Annotated in this window: 24 protein-coding genes and 1 pseudogene; 20 read left to right on the forward strand and 5 right to left on the reverse strand. The window is 49.1% G+C overall.

Annotated elements, in window-relative coordinates; genetic code table 11:
* Positions 1-230: 230 nt before the first annotated feature.
* The 3 genes from QNJ26_18385 to QNJ26_18395 form a co-directional block, all read right to left on the reverse strand.
* Complete coding sequence (locus QNJ26_18385; protein MDJ0987515.1) at positions 231-1919, reverse strand: hypothetical protein; 1689 nt, start codon at positions 1917-1919, stop codon at positions 231-233.
* 304 nt (positions 1920-2223) lie between these two features.
* A complete protein-coding gene (locus QNJ26_18390; protein MDJ0987516.1) occupies positions 2224-2952 on the reverse strand; it encodes an ABC transporter ATP-binding protein in 729 nt (242 codons plus the stop codon).
* 209 nt (positions 2953-3161) lie between these two features.
* The gene (locus QNJ26_18395) at positions 3162-4643 is read right to left on the reverse strand and encodes a transglutaminase-like domain-containing protein (protein ID MDJ0987517.1); all 1482 of its coding nucleotides are present in this window, start codon (positions 4641-4643) and stop codon (positions 3162-3164) included.
* A gap of 133 nt (positions 4644-4776) precedes the next feature.
* Here QNJ26_18395 and QNJ26_18400 point away from each other — a divergent pair, with 133 nt between their 5' ends.
* The 11 genes from QNJ26_18400 to QNJ26_18450 all read left to right on the forward strand — a co-directional run bounded on the left by QNJ26_18400 (position 4777) and on the right by QNJ26_18450 (position 13476).
* Positions 4777-5121 carry a hypothetical protein gene (locus QNJ26_18400; protein MDJ0987518.1) on the forward strand — a complete coding sequence of 115 codons (345 nt, stop codon included), beginning with the start codon at positions 4777-4779 and terminating at the stop codon, positions 5119-5121.
* Between the two features lie 26 nt (positions 5122-5147).
* Positions 5148-5351 carry a DUF6485 family protein gene (locus tag QNJ26_18405; GenBank protein MDJ0987519.1) on the forward strand — a complete coding sequence of 68 codons (204 nt, stop codon included), beginning with the start codon at positions 5148-5150 and terminating at the stop codon, positions 5349-5351.
* A gap of 14 nt (positions 5352-5365) precedes the next feature.
* Positions 5366-6025 (forward strand): DNA-3-methyladenine glycosylase, encoded by a 660-nt coding sequence (locus QNJ26_18410; GenBank protein MDJ0987520.1) that lies wholly within the window; start codon positions 5366-5368, stop codon positions 6023-6025.
* A 196-nt stretch (positions 6026-6221) separates the two neighbouring features.
* A complete protein-coding gene (locus QNJ26_18415) occupies positions 6222-6500 on the forward strand; it encodes a TIGR04076 family protein (GenBank protein ID MDJ0987521.1) in 279 nt (92 codons plus the stop codon).
* Between the two features lie 94 nt (positions 6501-6594).
* Positions 6595-7683 carry a glycosyltransferase family protein gene (locus QNJ26_18420; GenBank protein MDJ0987522.1) on the forward strand — a complete coding sequence of 363 codons (1089 nt, stop codon included), beginning with the start codon at positions 6595-6597 and terminating at the stop codon, positions 7681-7683.
* 35 nt (positions 7684-7718) lie between these two features.
* Entirely contained in the window at positions 7719-8474 is a 756-nt protein-coding gene (locus QNJ26_18425) for a hypothetical protein (protein MDJ0987523.1), read from the forward strand.
* A gap of 20 nt (positions 8475-8494) precedes the next feature.
* Positions 8495-9643 (forward strand): amidohydrolase family protein, encoded by a 1149-nt coding sequence (locus tag QNJ26_18430; GenBank protein MDJ0987524.1) that lies wholly within the window; start codon positions 8495-8497, stop codon positions 9641-9643.
* Positions 9644-9880: 237 nt separating this feature from the next.
* The gene (locus QNJ26_18435; GenBank protein ID MDJ0987525.1) at positions 9881-10615 is read left to right on the forward strand and encodes an SDR family oxidoreductase; all 735 of its coding nucleotides are present in this window, start codon (positions 9881-9883) and stop codon (positions 10613-10615) included.
* A gap of 138 nt (positions 10616-10753) precedes the next feature.
* Positions 10754-11302 carry a hypothetical protein gene (locus QNJ26_18440; GenBank protein MDJ0987526.1) on the forward strand — a complete coding sequence of 183 codons (549 nt, stop codon included), beginning with the start codon at positions 10754-10756 and terminating at the stop codon, positions 11300-11302.
* A gap of 12 nt (positions 11303-11314) precedes the next feature.
* Positions 11315-12310, forward strand: a complete 996-nt coding sequence (locus QNJ26_18445; GenBank protein MDJ0987527.1) for a methyltransferase — start codon at positions 11315-11317, stop codon at positions 12308-12310.
* Between the two features lie 230 nt (positions 12311-12540).
* Positions 12541-13476, forward strand: coding sequence for a hypothetical protein (locus QNJ26_18450; protein ID MDJ0987528.1), 936 nt, complete (start codon positions 12541-12543; stop codon positions 13474-13476).
* Between the two features lie 255 nt (positions 13477-13731).
* On the opposite strand, the gene QNJ26_18455 is transcribed toward QNJ26_18450, so the two are convergent.
* Together QNJ26_18455 and QNJ26_18460 are read right to left on the reverse strand one after the other, a co-directional pair.
* Entirely contained in the window at positions 13732-14781 is a 1050-nt protein-coding gene (locus QNJ26_18455) for an ABC transporter permease (protein MDJ0987529.1), read from the reverse strand.
* Between the two features lie 2 nt (positions 14782-14783).
* Positions 14784-15668 carry an ABC transporter ATP-binding protein gene (locus QNJ26_18460; GenBank protein ID MDJ0987530.1) on the reverse strand — a complete coding sequence of 295 codons (885 nt, stop codon included), beginning with the start codon at positions 15666-15668 and terminating at the stop codon, positions 14784-14786.
* 531 nt (positions 15669-16199) lie between these two features.
* Here QNJ26_18460 and mobB point away from each other — a divergent pair.
* From mobB to QNJ26_18505, 9 genes and pseudogenes are all read left to right on the forward strand, one after another.
* Positions 16200-16682: a molybdopterin-guanine dinucleotide biosynthesis protein B gene (gene mobB / locus QNJ26_18465; protein ID MDJ0987531.1), complete on the forward strand. Its 483-nt coding sequence runs from the start codon at positions 16200-16202 to the stop codon at positions 16680-16682.
* Positions 16679-17410: a DNA/RNA nuclease SfsA gene (gene sfsA / locus QNJ26_18470; GenBank protein MDJ0987532.1), complete on the forward strand. Its 732-nt coding sequence runs from the start codon at positions 16679-16681 to the stop codon at positions 17408-17410. The genes mobB and sfsA overlap by 4 nt, the downstream gene beginning before the upstream one ends.
* Before the next feature lie 111 nt (positions 17411-17521).
* Positions 17522-18856, forward strand: coding sequence for a sigma 54-interacting transcriptional regulator (locus QNJ26_18475; protein MDJ0987533.1), 1335 nt, complete (start codon positions 17522-17524; stop codon positions 18854-18856).
* A gap of 313 nt (positions 18857-19169) precedes the next feature.
* Complete coding sequence (locus QNJ26_18480; protein MDJ0987534.1) at positions 19170-19517, forward strand: hypothetical protein; 348 nt, start codon at positions 19170-19172, stop codon at positions 19515-19517.
* Positions 19518-20200: 683 nt separating this feature from the next.
* Complete coding sequence (locus tag QNJ26_18485; GenBank protein MDJ0987535.1) at positions 20201-21073, forward strand: transketolase; 873 nt, start codon at positions 20201-20203, stop codon at positions 21071-21073.
* 2 nt (positions 21074-21075) lie between these two features.
* Positions 21076-22020, forward strand: a complete 945-nt coding sequence (locus QNJ26_18490) for a transketolase C-terminal domain-containing protein (GenBank protein ID MDJ0987536.1) — start codon at positions 21076-21078, stop codon at positions 22018-22020.
* A gap of 6 nt (positions 22021-22026) precedes the next feature.
* A complete protein-coding gene (locus QNJ26_18495) occupies positions 22027-22680 on the forward strand; it encodes a lactate utilization protein (GenBank protein ID MDJ0987537.1) in 654 nt (217 codons plus the stop codon).
* A 62-nt stretch (positions 22681-22742) separates the two neighbouring features.
* Positions 22743-24179, forward strand: a pseudogene (locus tag QNJ26_18500) (molybdopterin-dependent oxidoreductase).
* A 243-nt stretch (positions 24180-24422) separates the two neighbouring features.
* Positions 24423-24791 carry a molybdopterin dinucleotide binding domain-containing protein gene (locus QNJ26_18505; protein MDJ0987538.1) on the forward strand — a complete coding sequence of 123 codons (369 nt, stop codon included), beginning with the start codon at positions 24423-24425 and terminating at the stop codon, positions 24789-24791.
* The last annotated feature ends 94 nt before the right edge of the window (positions 24792-24885 follow it).

The raw sequence follows: 24885 nt of genomic DNA on the forward strand, positions 1-24885 counted from the left end.
CGAGTGAGTTCCCGGGCCAATTGCCAGGCCTCAATATCTTCAAATCGTTTGATTTTCATCTTTTTTCTCGGATCTTGAATCGACGGTTCAGGTTTGTTTTTAACCTATGAACCCTGAACCTTGGAACCTGCGCCAGCGAAAAATGTAAATATTAATGTAAATATAAATATATACATTTTATCTGTCAAGGTGAAAATTCGAAGAAGGGGTTTTTCAGGTTTGCAAAAAGATCAGATGAGCCGTTGGGACAGGCGTCTCTGGCCGTAGCGCATGGGTAGAAAAATGGCCAGCAGGCAAAGAATCAATGCCAGACTAAAGGAGCCGATAATCCACATCCAGGTTGATAAGCTTATTATTTCATTACGAATACCGGCCATAAAAAGATTGTATACCGGACCGGCTTCGATGAGGACCACCAGACCGATAAACCCGGCGCAGCTGATCATAAACACCAGTCCGCCGAAACTGGTGATGGTCTGGGTCGGATTTTCGGCTTTAAAATCCGGAAACGCCGCCCCCAGACCGATACCCATTGAGACAATACCGGGGACCGCGAAAAAAACAGTAAGGGTTGAAAGGGTCATCATAAACGGTGTGACCTGCAACAAAATGTTGGTTGCGGTAATCAGAATCTCGGTCAAGATGAGCAGCGGAAGATAATAGATGAAAAATTTAATCCATAAAAACGTACGGATTGAAAGCGGAGAGGTTTTCACCAGCCAGAAAGCCTCTCTTTCCATACTGACCGCCGGATAGGCAAATCGGGCGGTTACGGCTGTCAGAACGAACAACGCCAGCCCCATGTTGAGAAAAGAAAACAGATTCTGCAGGTACACAGTTTTGATCGGTGATTTTTCAAGAGGCAGGACCTTAAAATTATAAACGTAAATCACCACCAGGGCAGCGATCAGAAAGATCTGCGTCCACTGGGTCTGGTCGCGCAGGAAGGTTTTGATTTCTTTGACGGTAAAGGATTTTATCGGGCCCGGTAGAAAGTTAAACAACCGATCGCCAATAACATTGCTTTTAAACAGACGCGCCGGGGCATTCTGCGTTTTTGAGAATCCTTTAAAATAAATCGCATCTGAAAGTAAGATCAGGAACAAAACCATCATCCCGGCAAAACTCAATGACAGCGCTGTAAAAAACAGACTGTTGCCAATGGCACCGGCCAGAGCAGACCGGATGCTGTCATATACCCAGCTGCTGGGCAAAAAGGGCGACGAGGGTGTTTGCAGCGAGGTGATATAGACCATAACGGTGTCAAAAACTTCCGGATCAACCAGCAGCTCCGGCTGTGAAAGGCGGATGGCCAGATAGATGATCACAAAAGAAAGAATCCCCATGAGAATAAAAACACTTTTCATGCGTGTGGCGGGGATAAAGATAACCGCGGTCATCACCAGCAGCGTGCTGATGGCCGAGGCGATGGCTGCCAGACACAGCATCGCAATCATCGTATTCAGATAATAAAAAATGCCGGCCTGATAGACTATGCCGTAGGAGATGAGTACCGGCAGGGTATAAACGATGACCATCCAGGCACTGTCAATGGTGCTGTCAATCCAGCGCGTAATAAAGATCTTATAGCTGGAGACCGGCAGCGAATGCACCAGCAAAAGGTCACGGGACAGGTACAGCTTGGAAAGCGAGGTGAGAATGCTGCTGAACAAAAGCAGGGCAAAAGACACCACCAGCATCATGGACAACAATTTGTACCCCAGAATATCTCCGATATCCTCGATGCCCTTAAAATATACCAGAACCCGCCAGGAAATGGCAAATATACCGCACCAGAAAAGCAGGCCAAAGGTACCGAGCAAGAAGAAACGTGCGCTGCTTTTGCCGTTGGTATTTGAAAAACCGCGATTCTTGATCGGCCAGATGCGCGGCTTAAATAGAGTCAGAACTTCGTTCATTTTAATTTTTTTAATTCACCGCCCGCTTCGCTCAAGGCGCAGAGTTCGTAGAGGTGATTTTTAATTTTTGCTTTCGGTTGACCTGCCGTCGCTAAAGCTATGGCAGGGCAGGGAGGACGGAAAGCAAAAAACAATTTGCCTCCGGCAAGAATCAAGGGCTCCGATAGTTTGCCGAGCTGTATTTGATAATAATAAAGCTTTTGCCGCGAAGCGGCTGAGTGGTTTTCATTTGTCGGCGTCTCGGCGACAAATGAAAAAAATACTTTCTCTGCGTCCTCTGCGTCTCTGCGGTGAATACCAATTCTTAAGTAGTGTTGTTAGTCAGATTTAAAAACACCTGCTCCAGGTCAGTCTCGCTGACATTGGCCGCCCGCTGCAATTCCTGGGTTGTGCCGGTGGCAATTAAGCGGCCCTTGTTAATGACGCCAATCCGGTCGCACGTATCCTGGGCAACTTTGAGCGTATGGGTAGACATAAAGACGGTCACACCCTTTTCGGCCAGCTCTCGGAAAAGCGCTTTGACCATAATAATGGCAGCCGGATCCAGCCCTACCATGGGTTCATCCACAATAATCACCTCCGGCTCGTGTAAAAGAGCGGCCGACATGATCAGCCGCTGTTTCATTCCGTGGGAATAGGATTCAACCAGGTCATCGGCCCAGTCTGCCAGTGAAAAATCTTTAAGGGTCTGGTAGGCAGCTGCCTGAAACCTTTCGTCCGAAACCCCATACAGATCCGCAGTGAATTTCAAAAATTCCATGCCACTGAGTTTTTCATAAAGATATGGGCGGTCGGGTATAAAGCCGATTTTACGTTTTGCCGCTTCAGGGGCATCTTGCATGTTGATACCGGTAATGCTGACCGTGCCTTTGGTGGGCTGGAGAATGCCGCCCATCATCTTAATCGTGGTGGTTTTGCCGGCACCATTGGGGCCGATAAAGCCGAAAACCTCTCCTTTTTTGACACAAAGGTTCAGATCATTGACGGCTTGAAAATCACCGTATTTTTTGGTCAGGTTATTTAGTTCAATCATATTTCAGGTTGGCCAGTTAAGCCCGTTGAGCCGGTTTTGCCCGTCTAAATTGAAAAATTACCCAATTTTATTCTTTTACCGGCAAACGGGTTCAGTAGATGAACATTGAATTTTATAAGATCATTTTAAGTATATCATACTAGATCATGGAACTGAATTTTTATAATTTTGCAGTCCGTTTTCTGTAGCGACGGACGACTGACAACAAGCTACTTTAAGACCGTCAACTGAATTTTGCCGATGACACCCATGATATCCAGCTGCCGTTCCGGTGAGCCGGTTGCAAAACGCAAATGGCTGACATCTGCCGGTAGCTGGCCGAAAACCGAATCAACAGTAACCCATTGACCCAGATACATGAGGTTCCAGGCATGATAGTAAAATCGGTCTTTCATATACACCAGCCCGGCCTCGATGCGGGTGGGAATACCGGCTGCGCGGCCAAGCGCCGCGAGCAGGACCGCGTGCTCGTTGCAGTCTCCGACTTTGTTTTCAAGGGTGGAAAGGGCATCAGGCAACGATAAAACCGGCCGTTTTTCGATCCGGGTGTATACCCAATTCATCAGTTTTTCCGCCCGGGTCAGCGGGGCGGCATCGCGATCCTCTTTTAAAATTTCAGCGACCAGATCCTGGATTTTTTGATTGTCTGATTGGATGAAGGGGCCCGGTTTTAAAAATATTTTTTCCAGGGCTGGCAGATTCTCCGGTGTTAGCTCTGAAGCCAGATCGCTCAGCGTTTCCTTTTTTACAGTCAGCACCTGTCCATTAAAGGTTTGTCGGCCGCCCTGCAGTTGCAGGTTCTCAAAGGGGATGCCCTCAATTTTTACCCGCAAAACTTTCAATGCCTCCGCATTTTCAATCTTGATGTTGGCGGCCACCGAAGCAAATGTCGTCAGATCCCGGCTCGACTGCAGGGCCAGGCTGTCGAGGGCATCTTTGCGATCGGTCTTTATCAAACTGATACCCAGCAACCCTTTTTCCTTTATAATATCGCCCTCTTTTCCAATCCAGGCCAGTTGGGATACACCTTTAAAATTCAAAGATACTTTGGTCGCCTGTTGATTGACGCCCCCAATCTCAATGCGTTCCGGGCCGATAACTTCGACAATGACATCCACCTGACCCATGGAAGCCGGATCAAATATGTTAAAAGCATATTTATCACCGGTCTTTAAATCGGTAGCGGCGACAGCATCCATAATACCGTTCATCAAATAGAGCTTATCGCTAAGCGGAATATCCAGCTTGCGACTCGAACCGGCGCTTTCAGTGGTGATCCGCAGGTTCTTGCCGTCAACTACGCCCTGAACGGAAAAGCGAAACCGACCGGAGCTGATTACGAAATCAAGCTCCTGAAGGGTAAAATCCGGATTCAACCGGCTCTTGGTGTTCAGGCTGATATTCTGGACCATCCCCATGGTATTGATGCGCATATGGACGGTTTCGGTCAGACGATAGCCCGTGGTGTCCGTATTGAATCGGGTGTGAGAAAAGCCGATTTTGCGATTTTCCTGGAAAATGTTCATCCAGGTGTTGCGCTCAGCAACGTCATTGATTGCCGACAGGGAAAGCGCGCGCGGGCGGAAGAATATTTTTTCCAATATTCCCAAACGAATACTGAAAAGAACAATAAAGGTCAGGGTAAAGATGCTGCCGGCAATCCAGAATGCTTTTGATTTATGGACGATCATACTAAAAATTTTAAAGGATGACTGGCAGTCTGTCAAATTTGGCGGGTTGGCCAACCGGAGATTTTGCGATGGAAACTGCTGCCGGTTCATGATATGGGCATATAGCTTGTGATTGCATTAATGGAAGAATTCAATGGCTTCAGGAAATGACATTGCCGGGTTGCCCGTCGCCAATTACGATTCTGATCGTAAAGGCATATTTATTCACAAAAACGAGCTAACCGAAAGCGGCTTTAAACAGGGTGACCGTTTTGTGCTTAAAGTCGGCCGGCAGGACCTTTTTGCCATCACCATAGTTAGAAATGACAAAGGCGATATCGTTTTTGACAAAAACGGCATTTTTATCAAGCGAACCCGCAGAATCGACATTTTGATGGGTGGTCTTTACGATGACTTTGTCCTATTCATTGATACCGACAGGCCGGGCACGATTAAGATAAAACCCCGGGAAGCGGTGATTAAAAACAATTACATGTAGAGATGCTGTTGAATGAGGAGGCGTTGATGGAATGCAGAACCGAAAAAAATCTTCAAAAATGCAATTGTAGTTATGAACCCTGTCCTCGCAAAGGAAATTGCTGCGACTGTCTAAGCTATCATCTGGCCAGCCGGGAATTGCCTGCCTGCTGTTTTCCGAATGACAGAGAACGCACCTATGACCGCTCATTTGAACATTTTGCCCGCTTAGTGGCCAAAAACCTGGTTTAAATACATCGCGTCCGGTGTCCAGAAACCTTCCCAAAAAAAAGCAACATCTCGCTCTACAGGATGATCATTTAAAACGTGATTTTTATGCGCGTAACACCCGGATCGTCGCCCGTGAATTGCTGGGGAAAAAGCTTGTCCGAAAATACCGAGGTCATGTCATAAGCGGTTTTGTTTGTGAGACCGAAGCCTATCTGGGCGCATCAGACAGCGCCAGCCACGCATTCAGGGGCAAGACGCCGCGCAATGCGGTTATGTTTGGACCAGCCGGCGTGGCCTATGTATATTTTGTTTACGGGATGCACTATTTACTGAATGTTGTAACCGAGGCGGAAGAAAATCCCTGTGCCGTACTCATCCGCGCCCTGGTGCCATTTGATGGTTTAAAACACATGCAGCGCCGTCGGGGCCGATCCGGCAAAGATCTGACAAACGGCCCGGCCAAATTATGCCAGGCGCTGGTGATCGATAAAGCGTTAAACGGGTGGGATCTGACTGCCGGCCGGAAACTATGGCTGGAAGCGCAGCCGTCGATACCGCAGCGATTGATTAAAAAAGGTCCCCGCATCGGAATTGATTATGCCAAGCCGGCCGACAGGCGCGTCGCCCTTCGCTTTTGGGTCGAGGAAAAATATATCTATGACACTATTTCAACTGGTGACTATAGCCGCAAGTAGCAAGATGATGGATACAAAATTCATTTTTACTTTTATTTAAACTGGTTTCAGAAGCTTTAGGTTTTGTTCGAGGACCAGGCGGGATTCAGTTCAAAAGTGGAGCGTACACGATAGTACGTGAGCATTTTGAACTGGATCCTAACGCAGTCATCGGACAAAAGATGAAATTTATGAAACCAGTTTGGAGGAGGGAGAGATGGCTTTAGATCCCGGCATCGGTTATAAAATCAAAGCGACCATCGCAGGCATAAAAGGCGATTGCAGTGCTGGCCATAAAGCGGGCGATAGCTTTGACATTAGTTGCCATAATCCGGCGGGACTTTGTGGCTGGTTTTATCACGATATTTTCCCCAGCCTGCAGACATTTCAATTCGGCGGCTCTTTGCCCTGGTGGCAGGGTGACACGATCCAATTGCAATGTCCGGATCCCATTAACGTTGTGACCATCGAGCTGGAGCGTATCGAGCGGGCTTAACACCGGTAAGCCCGGCGCGGGGTGCGATTTTAGGTGCACGGCAGCGAAGGCGTTCTGATGTTAACAATGGACATACCTGGCAGCGGAGAGAAAAATGGCAAAGATCGTTTACGGTGTATCCGGCGAGGGATCCGGTCACTCGTCCCGATCCCGCGAAATGCTCACCCATCTTCAGGCGCTGGGGCATACGGTAAAAGTGGTCAGCTATGACCGTGGCTATGCCAACCTCAAAGATGATTTCGATGTATTTGAGACTGAAGGGCTCCATATTGCCAGCCTTGATAACCGCGTTTCAAAAGTCAAAACCTTTACCGATAATTTAAAGCGTTTGCCCGAAGGGCACAAAAAGCTTCAATCCCTGCGAAAAGATGTTTTCAAAAAATTCCAGCCTGATTGTGTCATAACCGATTTTGAGCCCATGACCGCTTATCTGGCCAACCATTATGACCTGCCGCTGATCACCATCGATAACCAGCATCGCCTGCGCTACATGTCCTATCCCTGCCCGGCCCGTTTACAAGCCGATCGCAAAATGACGAAAACCATCATCCGGGCGATGGTGCCGCGGCCGGATGTATCACTGGTAACCACTTTTTACACGGGTGAGCCTTTGAATAACCGCACTTATTTTTTTCCGCCGATTCTGCGGCAAGCCGTATTATCCCTTCAACCCTCATGCAGGGGCCATATACTGGTGTATTTGACCAGCGGGTTTGAATCGTTTTTAAAAAGACTCAAATCTTTCACGCGTGAATCCTTTTTGGTTTACGGGGCCGGTAAAGAGGGCACGGATGGGCATCTGGCATTTAAGCCGTTCAGCAAATCCGGCTTTCTCCATGATCTGGCCACCTGTAAAGCCGTTATGGCGACCGCCGGTTTTACGCTCATGACCGAATCCTTTTATCTGCGCAAGCCTTATCTGGCGCTGCCGATGCAGGGCCAGTTTGAACAGGAAATCAATGGGTTTTTACTGGCACGCTTGAAATACGGCGTCAACTTAAGGCGCCCGAGCTCAGAAGCCATTGGTCATTTTTTGTATCGGATACCGGATTTTGCTGAAAATCTGAAAGCCTATCCGGCTCAGGACAATAGCGCCATTAAAGCCAGGCTCTGCGAGCTTTTGGAAGACAATTGTGCGCTTGCCGCTGATTTCCACGGCAAACGGATGCGTCTGATACCCTGAGCCCTTACCTGAGCTTCATCGAAAGGAAGGTGATTGTGTCTTGTAAAATCAGTGGTTTATTGGCGGCAATGGCAATTGCTTTTTTGGCACTGATGTGGACAGGCTGCGCTACACGGGGAACGGTGCAGGAAAGCGCAACGATTGCACTGCCACCGGCTGCAATCGCTTCATCCGCCGGCTGGTGGTACGCCAGCTTCCGCTTGCAATGGCCGGAAGAACAACCGGTTGAATGGTACTGGGATTTGTTGATCGCAGACAAAATCATCGCGCCGGTTTTAGGCGAATACAAAGACGACATTGATCTTTGGCGATTTCATCGTCGCGCCGTCCGTGATGAGACCGGTCATCAGTTTAGCTTCATTTTTTATGCATCTGCCGAAACGGCCTATCAGGTGTTTACGACGATACGTGCAAATGAATTGCTGGCAGAGATGATCATTACAGATGTTGTTATCCAGGAGCGCTATGATGATCCGAATCAGATCATCCGGCCCCGAATTGAAGATACCAGCGACGCCAGCTGGCCCGCAGCCATCCAAAGGAGCTGGCCCTACTATATTATGGGGGTTAGCCAGATGTGGCTGAACCTGATCAGCGAGGCATCGGCAGAAATGCCAAAATCTTACAGCCCGCTGTCAGTTCAGGAAAATGAGCAGCAATACAAAAAAATAGATGCGGCCATTGGTGACCTCTGGGAGCAGAACGGGCAACATGCCTTTTTGCATCATCTGGGCGGCCTGTTTGGCTATAAACCGATTCTCTTTCGCGAAAAACGAATGTTGAAATTTTAACCCAGCTGAAAGGAAGCGCCATGAACTTTATCTTCGCCAAAAAAATTTATACCGGCAAAAAAATCGTCTCTGATGCGCACCTTTTATTTAACGGCAAAAAAATCAGCGCTATTTCAAAAACAAAAAGCGGTCGCTCTTTAGGTAAATACGAGGTGCTCACCCCCGCCTTTGTCGATCCGCACAGCCACATCGGAATGGAACGGGCTGGAGAGCCAAGTACCGAAGGAGAGGCCAATGAGCATTCGGAGTCGATTCTGACATTGACGGATGCGCTGGATTCCATTCAAATGGATGACAAGGCCCTTAAAGATGCGGTCCAAATGGGCGTTTTGTATTCGTGTGTGCTGCCCGGCAGCGGTAATATTATCGGCGGCCTTTCGGCCGTCATTCGCAATTATGCTGCTTCCAGCACAGAGGCCTTGATCAGCCGGGCCGGCTTAAAATCGGCTTTTGGATTTAATCCGATGAAAACCAAGGATTGGAAGGGCAAACGCCCGACAACCCGCATGGGCGCTGTTGCCATGCTGCGCGGTCGTTTGGATGAGGTGCGGCAAAAAATACGGCAATACAACAAAGCCCGGGGCAGCAAAAAACAGGAAATTGTTTTTTCAGCCGAAGACAGGGTACTAAGAGATTTACTGGGACGCAAAATACGTCTCAGGGCGCATGTTCATAAAATAGATGATATTGCGGCACTTTTGCGGCTGGTGGATGAATTTAAAATTAATGTGACGGTCGACCACGCCGGCAATGTCTATCAAGCGGCTATTTTCAAGGAATTGAAAAGACGCAAAATACCGGTAGTTTACGGGCCCATTGATTCTTTTGCATACAAAGTTGAACTCAAACACGAGGATTGGCGCAATGTGCGCCATCTGCTGGCATCCGAGGTGGAATTTGGTCTCATGACCGATCATCCGGTTACCCTGGCGCGGCAGTTATTGTTGCAAACACGCTGGTTTATCCGCGCCGGTTTAAGCCGACAGCAGGCCATCGAGCTCATCTCGCGCCGCAACGCCCGACTCATCGGGATCGACCATATCCTCGGCTCTTTGGAAAAAGGCAAATGGGCATCGTTTGTATGCTGGAATGGCGACCCTTTTGACCTGACCTGCTATCCGGTGGCGGTGTATGGTGAAGGGGAGCTTTTGTATTCTGCGTCTTCTTAGTGTACAAGGGATGATTCCAAGATAGGCTCGGGTTTTAATCGCCCGGTTCCAGGTTCAAAGGTTCCCGGTTCAGGGTTTAGAGGTTTCAAAATGCAAGCCCCTTTCTTTTCTTTTTTCTCTTTTTAACCCTGAACCTCTGAACCCAGAACCCCGAACCCAAGAAAGAATTGTAGACCCATTTCAGCACAGAAGCGTCTAAAAATACGGTAATCCAACTAAAAATTAAAGGAATTGAGCATGACAAAGCATGACAAACGCGTTGCCCTGGTGACCGGTGCCAATCGGGGGATTGGATACACCATTGCAAAGGGGCTTGCCGAACGTGACATCACAGTGGTGCTGGGTGTGCGGGATCCAGGCAAAGGTGCGACTGCCTGTGCAGGGCTTCAGGGACAAGGGCTGGATGCCTATTTTGAGCTCCTGGATGTGACGGATGCGAAAAGCGTCCGAACTGCAATGACGCACATCCAGGATCAGTTCAACCGGCTGGATATCCTGGTCAACAATGCCGGTATTCTGATTGACGGTGATGCAGATGTGCTCAATGTAAGCCAGGACGTCATTCTCAAAACATTGCATACCAATGTTCTGGGGCCCTTGATGCTGTGCCAGGCGTGCATCCCGTTGATGAAAGCCGGCGGCTACGGTCGCATTGTCAATATGACCAGCACGCTGGGTTCCATGACGGAAATGGCCGATCCGGATTCAGGATATGCCGAGGTTGAAACGCCGGCATATCGTCTTTCCAAAGCGGCGCTAAACGCCATTACGACGTTGGTTGCTAAAAAGACCCGCAATAAAAACATTCTGGTAAACTCGGTTTGTCCGGGTTGGGTAAAGACGGATATGGGGGGTGAGCAGGCACCTTTGACCACCGAACAGGGCGCCGATACGCCGCTGTGGCTGGCCACCTTGCCGGACGGCGGTCCTACGGGCGGCTTTTATCGGGAACGCGAGCAGATTCCCTGGTAATAGGAAAGCCCGTTCAATCAGAGACACGGTACCATTTCGGCCCCACACCAGTCTTGCAAAACCTGTTTGGATGGATATAATAGTTTAATAAAAAATAGGTGTCATACCGTATCTCGGGATAGCGACAAGGAGGAAAGAATGATCAAACACCCTATCTACCCACTAATTGCCTCAATTTTTGTTCTCATCGCTTCCGTCACAATGGTTCACGCCGGGGATGTGGATCCCAAACTGATGAAAGGCTGGGAGGTTGGCAGCGAATACAACAATCACTATGATGTTCGCGAATATGAAAAAATCAGGGCCTGGTACATACGCGCTAAAGAAGTTGTCCCCATGCCGGGGATGTCACCGGCCACCGTTGTTGAGGTTCTTGAAGGGGCCGAGGTGATTGAGGTTCATCTTTGTCCGACCTGGTATCGTAAACCCGGCGATATTAAATTGAAGAAAAACGAACGCATCAAAATCAAAGGTGTCTGGGCGGAAATTGACGGCAAAGATGTTTTTATGGCCTCAAAAATAAAAAAAGATCCCAACATCGATATCATCAAAGTCCGCCTGACCAAAGATGGCACGCCATTTTGGACGATGACACCCGAGCGGCTGGCCTGGGAAATGCTGCCGGATGAAGAAAAAGAAGCCCGCATGGCAAAAGGGGAAGGACCCCCAAAGACAAAATCTCAGTAAAAAATAGCGACCATGGCAGACCGACAATGGCACCCCGGTGAATTGCTCGAACTTTCCGGATATTTCTGGAAAACGGGCACGCTGCATGCAGCCGTCAAACTTGACGTGTTCAGCTGTCTGGGCGATGAGCCGTTGTCCGGTGATGCACTGGCGACCCAGCTAAAGGCATCACCTGACGCCGTCCAACGCCTGTTGAATGCGCTGGTGGCCATGGAATTGCTGGTCAAAACCGATGACCAGTATCGTAACACCTCTTCAAGCAAAACATTTCTATCCAAACAATCCCCGCAATATATCGGCCATATGATCATGCATCACCACCATCTGGTGGAATCCTGGGTACAGCTGGATCGGTCTGTGAAGTCTGGAGAATCGGTTGCGCAACGGTCATCGTTCAACGATGAAGAATGGCGGGAAAGTTTTTTAATGGGCATGTTCAATACGGCCATGAATACGGCGCCGATGCTCGTTCCCAAAATTGATATTTCATCTCGCCGACACCTACTTGATCTGGGTGGCGGCCCCGGCACCTATGCAATTCACTTTTGCCAGCAAAATCCCGCTTTAAAGGCCACAGTTTTTGATCTACCCACCACGCGGCCATTTGCCGAAAAAACAATCAAACGCTTTGATTTATCTGAGCGCATTGATTTTCAGGATGGAAATTATCTCAAAGATGACATTAAAGGCCGCTATGATGCGGCCTGGCTTTCCCACATTTTGCATTCCGAAAGCCCGGATGGTTGCCGCCTGATTATTCAAAAAGCGGTTGACTCATTAAAGCCCGGCGGGATGATTATCATCCATGAATTTATCCTCAACAGCACCATGGACAGCCCCCTTTTTCCGGCCCTTTTTTCCCTTAATATGCTGTTGCGGACGGATGCGGGGCGGGCTTATTCCGAGCAGCAGCTTCGAGACATGCTGGCGTCTGCCGGTGTGAAGGAAATTCAGCGCCTGCCGGTTCAAACCCCCAATGATTCGGGCATTATCACTGGCACTATTTGACCATTTATTTCATTGTGATATTATAACTATGTGAGGGGTCAAAGAGTTTTTCCGCTCAATGCATAATTTCTATGTAACGCATTGTTTTATAACCCATATCTGTTTTCTTTCGCTGATGCATGACTATAGATCCGCCGTATGCGGATTGCTTATTCATGCAGCGACCCATAACGAAAGCTCCCCACCCTCCAATTAAGTACGCTGCAACACAGAAGGGAACCTAAGTGTAAATGGCAGAAGAAGCTTTTGAACCGGTTGGCATGATGGGTCCGCAAATTTTCGGTTTGCCCGTTGACCGCCAAACATTGTTTTCCAACCACAAAGAAATCTATAAAAAGCGTGTTGAAAGTCGACAGCGCAAGCTGATTATCAAATTGTCTTTTCTCAAACCATTTTTAAAAACGGGAGAAAAGATTCTTTTAATTTCAACCGGGTATTCGCCTCTAAATTCCCTGCCCCAATATGCCTCCGGCTTTTTATTTAGCTATCTGAAGCGCTCTTTGTTTGTATTTACCAACTTTCGGATTTTTCATGTGCCCACCACGCCAATTTACAAGTTCAAGCAGTCCATATCTCAGATTCTTTATGTCGATTGCCAATCCATTGTGCTCAAAGGGGGGACACTGGTCGTTGAATATGCAAAAAACGGCCAGACGGAAAAGTTTAAGGCTATCGGGTTGGCTGAAAGAAGAAAAATTAGGGCACTGATGAAACGCATGCCGCTTTCCGGGACCCAGAGCAAGCTGGGACGGCGCTCCCACATCTGCCCGCAATGCACTCACCTGCTTGAACCCGGAAAATACGCATGCGGTGCCTGCCAGCTGAAATTTAAAAATAAAATCGCGGCCTATATCTTTGCTGTTTTGTTCCCGGGCGGCGGCTATTTTTACACCCGGCATTATTTTATCGGATTGTTGAATGCCATCGTGGAGGTTTTTTTACTGGGATACTTCTACCTGATTCAACAGGATCTGGTTACCAAAACTGAAAACCGTACCCTCTATCTGGCAGGTCTTGCTGCTATTTTTGTGGCTGTCAAGATAATCTCGGTTATCCACTCTACCCATTTTGTCGACGAATTCATCCCCCGCAGAAGGAAAATCCAGACGAAACGCGCCCTGGCCCGATCCCGCCCCAAAAAACAAAAATCAGAAGACCGAAAATAAATTTCGGTCTTCAGTTAGTCTGTTGAGCCGGTTAAGATAGAGGTATTCCCTTTTTAATTGGGGTCGACTTCATTTAAGAGGTTTTATTTAAATTTAGAAGCCGTTTTAAATCGTAGATCACGTCCAAGAGCGCGACGCAAACCGATTCAAAAGTGGAGCATACACGACAGTATTCGAGCATTTTGAATCGGTTTGCAACAATGCCCTTGGGCGCTTGTCCGCCTCAGGCGGGTTAGATGCGTTTTAAAACGGTTTCTAACGGTTCCATGAGAATAGGACGGCCCCCAACACCAAACAGCCCAGCGTCATCATAGAAAGGACCGCCACTTCGGGACCGATCTGAAGGAGGCCGGCGCCTTCATGCATGATTTTACGGGCAGCAGTGAGCATGTGGGTCAGCGGGAAAATCTTGGCGAAGGTTTTGACCCACTGCGGAGCCCCTTCCAGTGAGAACCAGACCTCGGACAAAAACATCATCGGCCAGGAGATAAAGTTTAAGATGCCGGTGGTGAATTCCTCGCTGGTCCCCCGGGAGGCCAGCACCAGCCCCAGGGAAGTCAGGCTCAAGCTGCCCAGAAAAAAAACCAGGAACAAATCCAGGTAGGTGCCCTGCACGTCAAATGAAAAAATAAGATCACAGCCCGTCCAGACGACCACCAGGGTAAACATCAGCAAAAATATGCGGGATATGGCTTGGGCGGTGATATACTCAAAAGCGGTCAGCGGGGTGACTTTTAAGCGCTTTAACACTCCGTTTTTGCGATAGCGCACCACCACATAACCCACCCCCCAGAGGGCACTGAACATCATGTTCATGGCTAAAATGCCGGGAAACAGCCAATCGATATATCGGATGGCGCTGCCCTGTATGGCCTTTTTTTCAGCGTTGGGTTGGTCTTCGGGCGGGATCAGGCTGGCTTTAAACATTTGTTCGACCACATACCCTTTGGGTGATGAATCGCTGACCCAATATTGATGGGGGCCCGGGCCGCTTTTTAACAAGAAATCGATGCGGTGATGCTTGAGTTTTTTTAAACCTGCAGCGGCATCGGCAAACCCGATAAATTTAAGATGGTTCATTTCCTTGAAGCGCTGCGGGATGTCAAGCGCTGCTACAGAGACCTGCTCTGAGTCGGCTGGAAATACGCCGATTTTGTATTCGGTATAGGTTTTGCCGCCAAAAATGATGCCAAAGCCGGCCACCAGTAAAAATGGAAATATAAAGTTCCAGCCGAATGCCGACTTGTCGCGGAAAAACTCAAGATTTCTGGCCTTTAAAATGGCCCAAAATCGTTTAAAGCGCATATTTAATCTCTTAGCTGACGTCCGGTTAAATTTAAAAACACCGTCTCCAGATTGGGCGAGCGAACGGTCATATCCGATAAATCGACACCATAGGCGATCAGTTGCTCCAGACATTGGTTCACATCGTCGGTTTTAATCTCAACATTCTCCTTAACGGTGCGCACGGGCAATGGAAAGCCGTCCTTTTTCGGGGCGAACCGTTCCCGGGGCATGACCACGGTTGTACCCCGGCTGTGTTGCCGGATGAGTGCATCGGGGGTTCCCTGGCTGATAATCTTGCCGTAATCCATTATGGCAACCTCATCACAAAGAAATTGTGCCTCCTCCATATAATGGGTGGTCAAAATGATGGTCTTGCCCTCCGCTTTAATGTTCTGGATCAAGTCCCATAAATTGCGGCGGGCCTGAGGGTCGAGCCCGGTCGAAGGCTCATCCAAAAAGAGCAGTTCCGGCTGGTTGATCAATGCCAGCGCCAGCAGAAAGCGCTGACGCTGGCCGCCGGATATTTTATCATTGTATTGGTCCAAGAATTCAGCCAGGCGGCACAGCTCGACAAGTTTCTGGATTGAAGCGGTTTGCGTGAAAAAGCTTTTAAAGGTTTGCAGGGTTTCGCGAACGGTCAGAAAATTTAACAGAGCGGTGCTTTGAAATTGAATGCCGACCTCTTCTCTGAACGATGGGGCGCGGGGATTGCCTTTGTAATATATTTCTCCGGATGTGGCTGAGATTACATCTTCGATGACTTCGATAGTGGTGGTCTTGCCGGCGCCGTTGGGGCCCAGCAGGCCAAAACAGACACCCTGCTCAAGGGCGAAACTGACGCCGTCAACGGCAACCACCTTCCCGTAGTGTTTGACCAGGTTTTTAACTTCCAGTATGGGGTTCATAGGTTCAGGGTTCAAGGTTCAAAGGTTCATAGGTTCAGGGTTCAGAGGTTCATCGGTCCAAGACTCATCGGTTCAAAGGTTAAATCAAAATCGGAATGCGTCAACAGATTGAGCCCGTAATCAAATACAAGTCCATTTTTTTAGTGCGTAAGTTTTTCAACCCGGAACCCAGAACGCAGAACCATTGAACCTTGAAGGTTTACTATAGTAAACCTTCGAAATGATATATCAACCCTTTTTATCCATGCGCTCGTTTTTAGCCAATAGCAATTGACCAAACCGCTCAAATGGCTTGACATTCCTTTTATTGCACCTTAATTTTGTCCCGCCGTCGATCATTCTCGATTGTCAGGGTTATCATATTTCAGGTTTAATTTTATTTTATTACTAACCACAAAGAACACGAAGATCACGAAGAAGATCAAAAAGTAAAGAAATATAAAAAAATATGTTTCTTTGTGCCCTTCGTGTCCTTCGTGGTGAAAAAAAGTCATTAATTTTCATGCAAAATTCAGCAAATAGGTAAGACCTATGCCACCTGTAATATCCATCGTGGGCCGCTCGCAATCCGGCAAAACCACCCTCATCGAAAAATTGATCCCTGAATTCAAACGTCGCGGCTATACGATCGGCACGATCAAGCACTCGCATCATAATCCGGATATTGATCGATCTGGCAAAGACAGCTCCCGCCACAAAGCAGCTGGTGCCGATACCGTTATTTTTCATTCACAAGGAAAAATTGCCATGGTCAGAGATGATCATGCCGGAGACATGGACAGCCTGCTGGGTTATTTTAAAGATGTTGACCTGGTGATTACCGAGGGCTACAAAACCGGCAACAAGCCTAAAATTGAAATTGTGCGTTCAGCGCGGCACACCGAACCGCTTTTAAAAGATGACGCTTTACTGATGGCCGTGGTCACCGATGTTGATTTGCAATTAAAGGTTCCCATTTTCGGATTTGAAGATGTGGTGCCTTTGGCTGATATGATCGAAAAACAAATTTTATGAAGACGTCATCACCTGAGATTGTCTCCAGGGGCCTGACCTGGCCCGAACTGATTCCCGCATCCCTGCTCAAACGCTACAAACGATTTCTGGCAGATGTCCAACTGGAAAGCGGTGAAACAGTTACGGCCCATTGCCCCAATACCGGCAGCATGGCCGGCTGCAGCGAGCCGGGCCGCAAGGTTTACCTGTCTGTGCACGACAATCCCAGACGCAAGTACAAATATACCTGGGAATTGATTGACATGCCAACCTCCCTGGTGGGTGTCAACACCCTGGTTCCCAATCGCCTGGTCGCCCAGTCAATCGAGCAAAAATTGATTCCGGAGCTGGCCCAATATATAAAGGTCAAGCGGGAAGTTAAAATCGGTGAGCACTCCCGCATTGATTTACTGCTCGTAGATGGCTCCGGTAAGCATTGCTATATTGAAATTAAAAATTGCACTTTGGTAAATGATGGGGTGGCGCAGTTTCCGGATGCGGTTACTACCCGAGGGTTGAAGCATATTATCGAGCTTGAAAACCTCGTCAAAGCTGGTCATCGCTGTATCATGTTTTACTTTATCCAGAGAATGGATGCCCGGGTGTTCCGCCCGGCGGACCACATCGATGCCGACTACGGACGCCGCCTGCGGCAGGCGGCTGAAAAAGGGATTGAAATTTTGGCTTATGATGTTCGGATAAGCCTTCAAGAAATTGAATTAAATAAGAAAATCTCCTGCGAGCTTTAAAGCGATCTCAATGTGACATTTGACATCGCTGTCTAAATCAGATAGCGTCATTTCTTTTAATGATTGAGAACAAAATTTGGAACGATGTCCGAATATTCGCTAGAAAATTTGATGTGCCACCGGGATAACCTGGAAAGTGTCTTGGACAATCTCAAAGAAGGGATTATTGCCCACGACATGGACCGGCGCATCTTTTTTTTCAATACCGAGGCCGAGCGCATCACCGGTTACCAGCGCGAAGAAGTGTTGGGACGGGATTGCCACGAGGCTTTTGGTAACCCCTTTTGCGGGGAGCGTTGCGTTTTTTGCGAACATCCGCCGAATCTGGCCGAAAAATCCGAATATACCCTTAACATCAACACGAAAAGCGGCGAGCAGCGGCGCATCGAGATGACCGTCACCAGCATGCGCGATGCCGATGAGGAATATACCGGTGTGCTGACGTCTTTTCGCGATATTACCGATATATTCGGCCTCAAGGAGCGCGCCGGAGAGCTGACCAGCTTCGGCAACATCATCGGCCAAGACAGCAAGATGATTGCGATCTTTAAACAGATCAAAGACGTTGCCGATTATGATTATCCGGTGCACATTGCCGGTGAAACCGGCACCGGCAAGGAATTGGTGGCAGCGGCGATTCATAACGAAAGCCAGCGCGGCGGTGCGCCATTTGTGCCCATCAATTGCGGCGCCCTGCCGGAAGGATTGATCGAAAGTGAGCTTTTCGGGCACGTCAAAGGGGCCTTTACCGGCGCACTGCGGGATAAAAAGGGCCGCTTTGAACTGGCCGACAGCGGCTCGGTATTTCTGGATGAAGTTACTGAGCTGTCAAACAACATGCAAGCCAAAATTTTGCGGGTTCTACAGGAAGGGCAGTTTGAAAGAGTTGGTGGTGAACAAACCATCAAGGTGGATGTGCGTGTGATCAGTGCCACCAACAAAAACCTGAAAGATGCGGTCAAGCGCGGCAAGTTCCGAGAAGACCTTTACTACCGGCTCAATGTGATCCCGATCCAATTGCCCCCCCTGCGCGAGCGCAAAATAGACGTCCCCCTGCTGAGCGAGCACTTCTTGCAGGAAGCCCGTGAACGATACGGCAAGAAAAAACTGCGCATTTCCAACAAGGCCATGTCATTGATGCTCGATTACCGCTGGCCGGGCAATGTGCGCGAACTGCAAAATGCGATCCAGTTTGCGATTGTAAAATCCAATAGCCGGGTGATTGCTGCCGATGATCTACCGCTGGAGCTGCGCGATCTTGAAAATATCTGCGCGCGTAGAGGGCCATCCCGCAAGCTGGATGCCGACTCGGTCAGATCGGCCCTTGAACGAACCGGCGGCAACAAGGTCAAGGCCGCCAAACTTCTGGGTGTTGGTCGCGCCACGTTGTACCGGTTTTTAAACGACCACCCGGATTTAATGGAAACGGTCAACCTACCGTTCTAGGTTGTTATTGCTTTTATAATTCACCGCAGAGACGCAGAGTTCGCAGAGATTTATTTTTTTTATTTGTCGCTGAGACGCCGACAAATAAAAATCCTCAGCCGCTGCGCGGCAGGATTCTTTTTCAAAATAATCGCACGAAATTATTTACAACAATATGTCTTTAAAAGCATGCGGATAAAAAAATGAGCACGCCCGGAGGGCTTGGGTTTATTTCTTTTCGGCCTCTCACCGAAAAGAAATAAGAAAAAAACCTTTGCGAACTCTGCGTCTCTGCGGTGATACAATTCAACAGCTTCTGGAAAAGGAACATGATATGTACACCCTGGAAGAACTAAAAAAAGATACCGATTTAATCAACGAGGTCGAATGGGACATGACGCCCGAAGAGGCTGTCAAGCAGTATCTGGAATGGGGCAATACCGACTGGGGCAGCGGAAAATATGTGATCCGCTCCAAAAGCGATTATACCACCTATTTTGTGGTCAATTGCTGGCGCAAGCCCTATCTGATCTACCTCATCCGCCGCAATTCAGATGAAGCTGTCGAGTTGGCGCAATTCGAGCTGCCCAAGCGTTTTGAAAAAGATGTCTGCGAGCTCAAAGGCGTCTATGCCCTGGATGACGATGTTAAGGCCTGGCTAAAAGAGGAGCTAGGAATTTAGTCTTAGAGCTTGAAGATTGAATGAAAAAATGAAATGTCGGTCATGTCATTTTCCGAAAGCCGATATGATTCACAAAGAGCCTGTGGCCTGATATTTGGGATTCATCCAACATGTTAGCCATTGACAATGCATGGATGCCGATCATCCCAAATATCAGGCCAACGTGTAAATAGGTGGCATCTTACCAGCATATCGGCTTTCAGAAAAAAACATGACCTCTTCGGTTGAACGACAAAGGAAAAAGCGAAATGTCGGTCATGTCATTTTCCGAAAGCCGATATGATTTACAAAGAGCGTGTGGCCTGATATTTGGGATTCATCCAATGCGTTAGCCATCACCAATGCGTGGGTGCCGGTCATCCCAATTATCAGGCCACTGCGTAAATTAGGTGGCATCTTACCAGCATATCGGCTTTCAGAAAAAAACATGACCTCATCGGTTAATTAGCCGATATGACATGTTTCCTCTTGTTAAATTTGATTTGAAGGCTTATTGCGGGAACAAAATACTAAAACCCATCTCAAAAATAGCAGATCACGCCCAAGGGCAAGGCGAAAACCGATTTAAAAGTGGAGTCCGCCTCCGGCGGATTAGTATTCGAGCATTTGAATCGGTTTTTAATCCGCCACGAATATTGGCGGATTAGATGCATTTTTGAGATGGGTTTAAGGAGAAGAGATATATGGAGAAGATAGAAACGAAAGAACAGCTGGATCAGCTGGCCAAAGAATTTCGCTACATTGTGACCGATATTATGTGCCGGGCAGGCGGCGGGCATATCGGCGGCTCCCTCAGCCTGGTGGAAATTATCATCAGCCTGTATTTCAGGATTATGAATCTGAAGCCGGAGGAGCCGCGCTGGGAAGATCGCGATCGTTTTATCCTGTCAAAAGGGCATGCCGGCCCGACCCTTTATACCGCCCTGGCTTACAAAGGCTTCATTCCCAAAGATCTTTTGCTGACCTTGAATGCCAACGGCACCAAACTGCCGAGCCATGTGGACCAGGTCATCACACCCGGTATTGACCAGACGGCCGGCTCGCTGGGGCAGGGGCTGTCCTGTGCCACCGGGATTGCCCTGGCCAGCAAGATCAAAAAACGAACCCACAATGTCTTCTGTGTCGTTGGCGACGGCGAATCACAGGAAGGCCAGATATGGGAAGCTGCCATGTTTGCGGCCCATCACAAACTGGACAACCTGGTGGTCATCACTGACTACAACAAAATGCAAATCGACGCTGAAGTTGAAAAAATCGTCTCATTGGAACCGGTCGTGGATAAATGGCGCTCTTTTGGCTGGGAAGTGTTTGAAATGGACGGCCATGATTGGGATGATATTTATGCCACCATCCAAAAGGCGATTGCCGTTAAAGATAAGCCGGCCATGATTGTGGCCCATACCGTCAAGGCCAAAGGCAATGTCTGCTACGAAAACCGCATTGAATGCCATTTTATCAGCATCCCTGATGAAGACGAGCGCCAGAGAGTGATCGGTGGTGTCTGCGTCGAAGGTGAAGAAGAACCGTTTGAATTTAACTGGACAGAAGGAAAATAGGAATGAAGCTACACGAAAAAGAATTAAGGGCTGTCTATACCGATACGCTCATCGAGCTGATGACCGAAAACGACAAAGTCGTTTGTCTGGAGGCTGATCTGGGAAAATCATCGGGCACCGTCCCCCGGGTCTGGGATGCATTTCCGGATCGCTTTTTTGATGTCGGGGTGGCGGAGGCCAACATGATCGGCATTTCAGCCGGCCTGGCCAATGAAGGCATGGTGCCGTTCTGCGCGACCTTTAGCCCCTTTGCCACGCGCCGGGCCTATGACCAGATCACGATTTCAATTGCCTATGCCGAAAACCCGGTCAAGATCGTCGGCACTGCACCGGGGGTTACCACAGCCAAAAACGGTGCCACCCATATGTGCTTTCAGGATCTGGCGATTATGCGCGCCATGCCCAATATGCGCGTCTACTGCCCGGCCGATGTCTACGAATTGCGCTCGGTGGTTAGATATATGGCCGCCAGCAAAAAGCCCGAATACATGCAGCTGATTCGAGAAATCCACGCGCCGATTTTTGATGAAGACTATCAATTCGATCCGAACAAAGCCAGGGTATTGGACGACGGCACGGATGTCACCTTGGTGACTACGGGGCTGACCACCCAGTTTGCGCGTAACGCTGTTGCCGAGCTGAAGGCAGAAGGCATTGAGGTAGAGCACATCCATTATCCATCGGTTAAACCCTTTGATGCCGACACCCTGATAGACTCCGTGAAGAAAACCAACACGGTGGTGACCGCTGAAAACCAGAATGTGATCGGGGGGCTGGGCGGTGCGGTTTGCGAGGTTCTGGCCGAACACTATCCGGCCAAAGTCAAACGCCTGGGTGCCCAGGACCGGTTCGGCGAAGTCGGCGATGTGCCCTATCTAAGCGATACGCTGGGATTCAGCGCTGCCAAAATTGCCGGCGCCTGTCGCGAGATGAAGGAAAATAAGTAGCGGCCCATGCAAACAGCCACTGAAAAATTCTGGGATATGCGTTTGCAAAGCTGCAAAGCGGCGCTGGAAAAAAATAATTTTGAAGCCTTTATTGCACCCACGCCTGCTGATGCCGGAGAGATCCTTCTTAATCAGATCTTGCCCCAAATAGATGTCAACAGCGTATCCTGGGGCGATTCCTTAACGCTTCATGAAACCGGGATATTAGAATTTTTCAAAGCAGATCCCGCTTTCGATCTGATCGAAACCTTTGATGAACACGTACCCCGCCCAGAAATTATCGAGCGCCGGCGCAAAGCTCTACTATGCGACCTTTTTTTCAGCGGGACCAATGCCGTCGTTGAATCCGGTATGCTGGTCAATCTGGACATGATCGGCAATCGCGTGGGGGGTATAGTTTTCGGCCCCAGGTGGGTGGTCGTCATGGTGGGCCGCAACAAGATCGTTTCCGATTTAGAGCAGGCCATGGCGCGCATCAAGGATCTGGCCGCCCCGGCCAATGCCATCCGGCACGAACAAAAAACACCGTGTGTTAAGACCGCCTACTGCATGGACTGCAGCAGCCCCGCTCGCATCTGCAACGTCTGGACCATCCATGAAAAATCCTACCCAAAGGGCCGCATCAAGGTCATCCTCATCAATCAAGATTTGGGTTTGTAAAACCTGTTTAAATTGTATAATTTGTTGAAAGGCAATAATTCAATTCAAATGGAGGTGATGTCATGCCATCGTCCATACCGATTGTGTGCCCCTACTGCGGGGTGGGCTGCAACCTGGAACTGTCTTTGGATGAAAACGGAAGACCGGTCAAAAGCCGTGCATCCGGCAGAAATGCCGAACTAAATGCCAAATACCTCTGTGTCAAAGGCTTTACGGTGCACGAGCTTGTCAATCATGAAGAACGTTTGAAGCAGCCTTATATCCGCAAAGCGGATAAGCTGAAGCTGGTCTCCTGGGATGAGGCCATTCAATTTGCTGCCCAACGCCTGAAAGAGATTTCCAGTAAATACGGTGCTGAAAGTGTCGGGATGCTTTGCAGTGGCAAAATCCTTAACGAAGAGAATTATCTTTGCCAGAAATTCCAGCGCGCCGTCATCGGCAACAACCACGTCGACAACTGCGCCCGGTTGTGACATGGGCCAACCGAAACTGCTTTAAGACAGCAGCTCGGATATGGTGCGGTCAGCACCTTTCTGGAAGATTATGAAGCCACCGACACGGTTTTTCTGGTAGGAGCACATACAACCTATACCCACCCGGTCATCTGGATGCAGGTCAAAAAGCGTGCTAAAAAGGGCGGCCTGAACTTGATTTTGGCCGATCCCCGGGAGACGGATCTGGTCAAAAATGCCGCTGTACATTTACAGGTCAAACCGGGTATGGACATTTTCTGGATCAGGGCCCTGGGAAAAATTATTATCGATAAAGGCTGGCAGGACCAGGAATTCTGTGAAAAACACACCATCGGTTTCAAGGCCGTCTGCGATAGTTTAGATAATTTTGATATCGATGCCGCTTGCAGCCGTGCAGGTGTAAAACGCGAAGACCTTGAAAAGGCCGCCGAGCTGATTCATGACAAGAAAACCATCTTTATCTGGGGCATGGGATTAACCCAGCACGCTCACGGGACGGACAATATTTCAGCCCTTGTTAATCTGGCGCTGCTGACGGGTAACATCGGCAAACCCGGATGCGGGCTGTCACCCTTGCGGGGCCAGAACAATGTTCAGGGCGCCTGCGACATGGGCGCCCTGCCCAACCTGCTGGCCGGGCATATGGAAGTTGCTGACGAAGCCGCCCGCGTGCATGTCGGCGCACTCTGGGGAACCGATGTTCCTTTCAAAAGGGGTCTGGCAGCCCCTGAAATGATCCATGATATTGCCTTCAAAAAAATCAGGGCACTTTATGTGATCGGCGAAAATCCGGTGCTTGCAGAGCCGCAATCCAACTTCGTGACCTGGATGCTCCAGAAACTGGACTTGCTCATCGTGCAGGATATCTTCCCCAATGAAACAACCCGGTACGCCCATATTGTCCTACCGGCTGCCATGGTCGGAGAAAAAGAGGGCACCTTTACCAACGCTGCCCGGCGGGTCCAATATACAGCAGGCGGCCTTAAACCTCCGGGAGAAGCCAAAGCCGACTGGCAGATTTTGACGGAAATGGCCAATGCCCTTGGAGCTGATTGGTCCTATACCTCGACCGAAGATATCTGGGCGGAAATTCGTGAAGCGGCCCCGCTTTTCAGCGGGATTACCCACAAGCGCTTGAAAGCCTCAACGGGAATTTTCTGGCCCTGTTATGATGAATTCCACCCCGGAACCCCCCGTTTGTACGAGGACGGTTTCGGTTTTCGCGACCGTCGGGCGCGCTTTTTACCGGTTGATTTGCCGGATACGCTCATGGAGCCCACCGAGGAGTATCCCTACGTGTTGATCACCGGGCGCTTGCTGGAGCATTTCAATACCGGGGAGATGTCGCGGCGATCCACTAAACTTTCCAAGCTCAAACCGACAGCGTATGTGGACATGAATCCGGAGGACGCTGAAGTCGCAGGCCTTGAAGAGGGCGACATCGTGCGCATGACCAGTCCGTATGGATCGGTTGTGCTGCCATTAAAGATCGAAGCCAGCCTGCAGCGCGGCTATCTGTTTGCGCCGATCCACTACAGTAAGCCCAATTTCAACTCTTTGATGAGCGCGGTGCCCATTGATCCCAAAGCCAGGATGCCGGCCCTAAAGGTGATCCCCGTTAAACTTCAGAAGGACTAGTGTTCGGTCTAAACGTTTGCTGACACTCTGCTTCACAAACATATCATTTTAACACAAAAATGGGGCCCGAGTTGGGGCCCCATTTAATTTATTA

It is taken from the genome of Desulfobacterales bacterium, assembly GCA_030066985.1.
Lineage (GTDB): Bacteria > Desulfobacterota > Desulfobacteria > Desulfobacterales > JAHEIW01 > JAHEIW01.

Excerpts from the sequence above, each read along its gene's own strand:
- QNJ26_18385 (MDJ0987515.1), bottom strand. The coding sequence starts at position 1,919 with ATGAACGAAGTTCTGACTCTATTTAAGCCGCGCATCTGGCCGATCAAG.
- QNJ26_18390 (MDJ0987516.1), bottom strand. The coding sequence starts at position 2,952 with ATGATTGAACTAAATAACCTGACCAAAAAATACGGTGATTTTCAAGCC.
- QNJ26_18395 (MDJ0987517.1), bottom strand. The coding sequence starts at position 4,643 with ATGATCGTCCATAAATCAAAAGCATTCTGGATTGCCGGCAGCATCTTT.
- QNJ26_18400 (MDJ0987518.1), top strand. The coding sequence starts at position 4,777 with ATGGCTTCAGGAAATGACATTGCCGGGTTGCCCGTCGCCAATTACGAT.
- QNJ26_18405 (MDJ0987519.1), top strand. The coding sequence starts at position 5,148 with ATGGAATGCAGAACCGAAAAAAATCTTCAAAAATGCAATTGTAGTTAT.
- QNJ26_18415 (MDJ0987521.1), top strand. The coding sequence starts at position 6,222 with ATGGCTTTAGATCCCGGCATCGGTTATAAAATCAAAGCGACCATCGCA.
- QNJ26_18420 (MDJ0987522.1), top strand. The coding sequence starts at position 6,595 with ATGGCAAAGATCGTTTACGGTGTATCCGGCGAGGGATCCGGTCACTCG.
- QNJ26_18430 (MDJ0987524.1), top strand. The coding sequence starts at position 8,495 with ATGAACTTTATCTTCGCCAAAAAAATTTATACCGGCAAAAAAATCGTC.
- QNJ26_18435 (MDJ0987525.1), top strand. The coding sequence starts at position 9,881 with ATGACAAAGCATGACAAACGCGTTGCCCTGGTGACCGGTGCCAATCGG.
- QNJ26_18440 (MDJ0987526.1), top strand. The coding sequence starts at position 10,754 with ATGATCAAACACCCTATCTACCCACTAATTGCCTCAATTTTTGTTCTC.
- QNJ26_18445 (MDJ0987527.1), top strand. The coding sequence starts at position 11,315 with ATGGCAGACCGACAATGGCACCCCGGTGAATTGCTCGAACTTTCCGGA.
- QNJ26_18450 (MDJ0987528.1), top strand. The coding sequence starts at position 12,541 with ATGGCAGAAGAAGCTTTTGAACCGGTTGGCATGATGGGTCCGCAAATT.
- QNJ26_18455 (MDJ0987529.1), bottom strand. The coding sequence starts at position 14,781 with ATGCGCTTTAAACGATTTTGGGCCATTTTAAAGGCCAGAAATCTTGAG.
- QNJ26_18460 (MDJ0987530.1), bottom strand. The coding sequence starts at position 15,668 with ATGAACCCCATACTGGAAGTTAAAAACCTGGTCAAACACTACGGGAAG.
- mobB (MDJ0987531.1), top strand. The coding sequence starts at position 16,200 with ATGCCACCTGTAATATCCATCGTGGGCCGCTCGCAATCCGGCAAAACC.
- sfsA (MDJ0987532.1), top strand. The coding sequence starts at position 16,679 with ATGAAGACGTCATCACCTGAGATTGTCTCCAGGGGCCTGACCTGGCCC.
- QNJ26_18475 (MDJ0987533.1), top strand. The coding sequence starts at position 17,522 with ATGTGCCACCGGGATAACCTGGAAAGTGTCTTGGACAATCTCAAAGAA.
- QNJ26_18480 (MDJ0987534.1), top strand. The coding sequence starts at position 19,170 with ATGTACACCCTGGAAGAACTAAAAAAAGATACCGATTTAATCAACGAG.
- QNJ26_18485 (MDJ0987535.1), top strand. The coding sequence starts at position 20,201 with ATGGAGAAGATAGAAACGAAAGAACAGCTGGATCAGCTGGCCAAAGAA.
- QNJ26_18490 (MDJ0987536.1), top strand. The coding sequence starts at position 21,076 with ATGAAGCTACACGAAAAAGAATTAAGGGCTGTCTATACCGATACGCTC.
- QNJ26_18495 (MDJ0987537.1), top strand. The coding sequence starts at position 22,027 with ATGCAAACAGCCACTGAAAAATTCTGGGATATGCGTTTGCAAAGCTGC.
- QNJ26_18505 (MDJ0987538.1), top strand. The coding sequence starts at position 24,423 with ATGGAGCCCACCGAGGAGTATCCCTACGTGTTGATCACCGGGCGCTTG.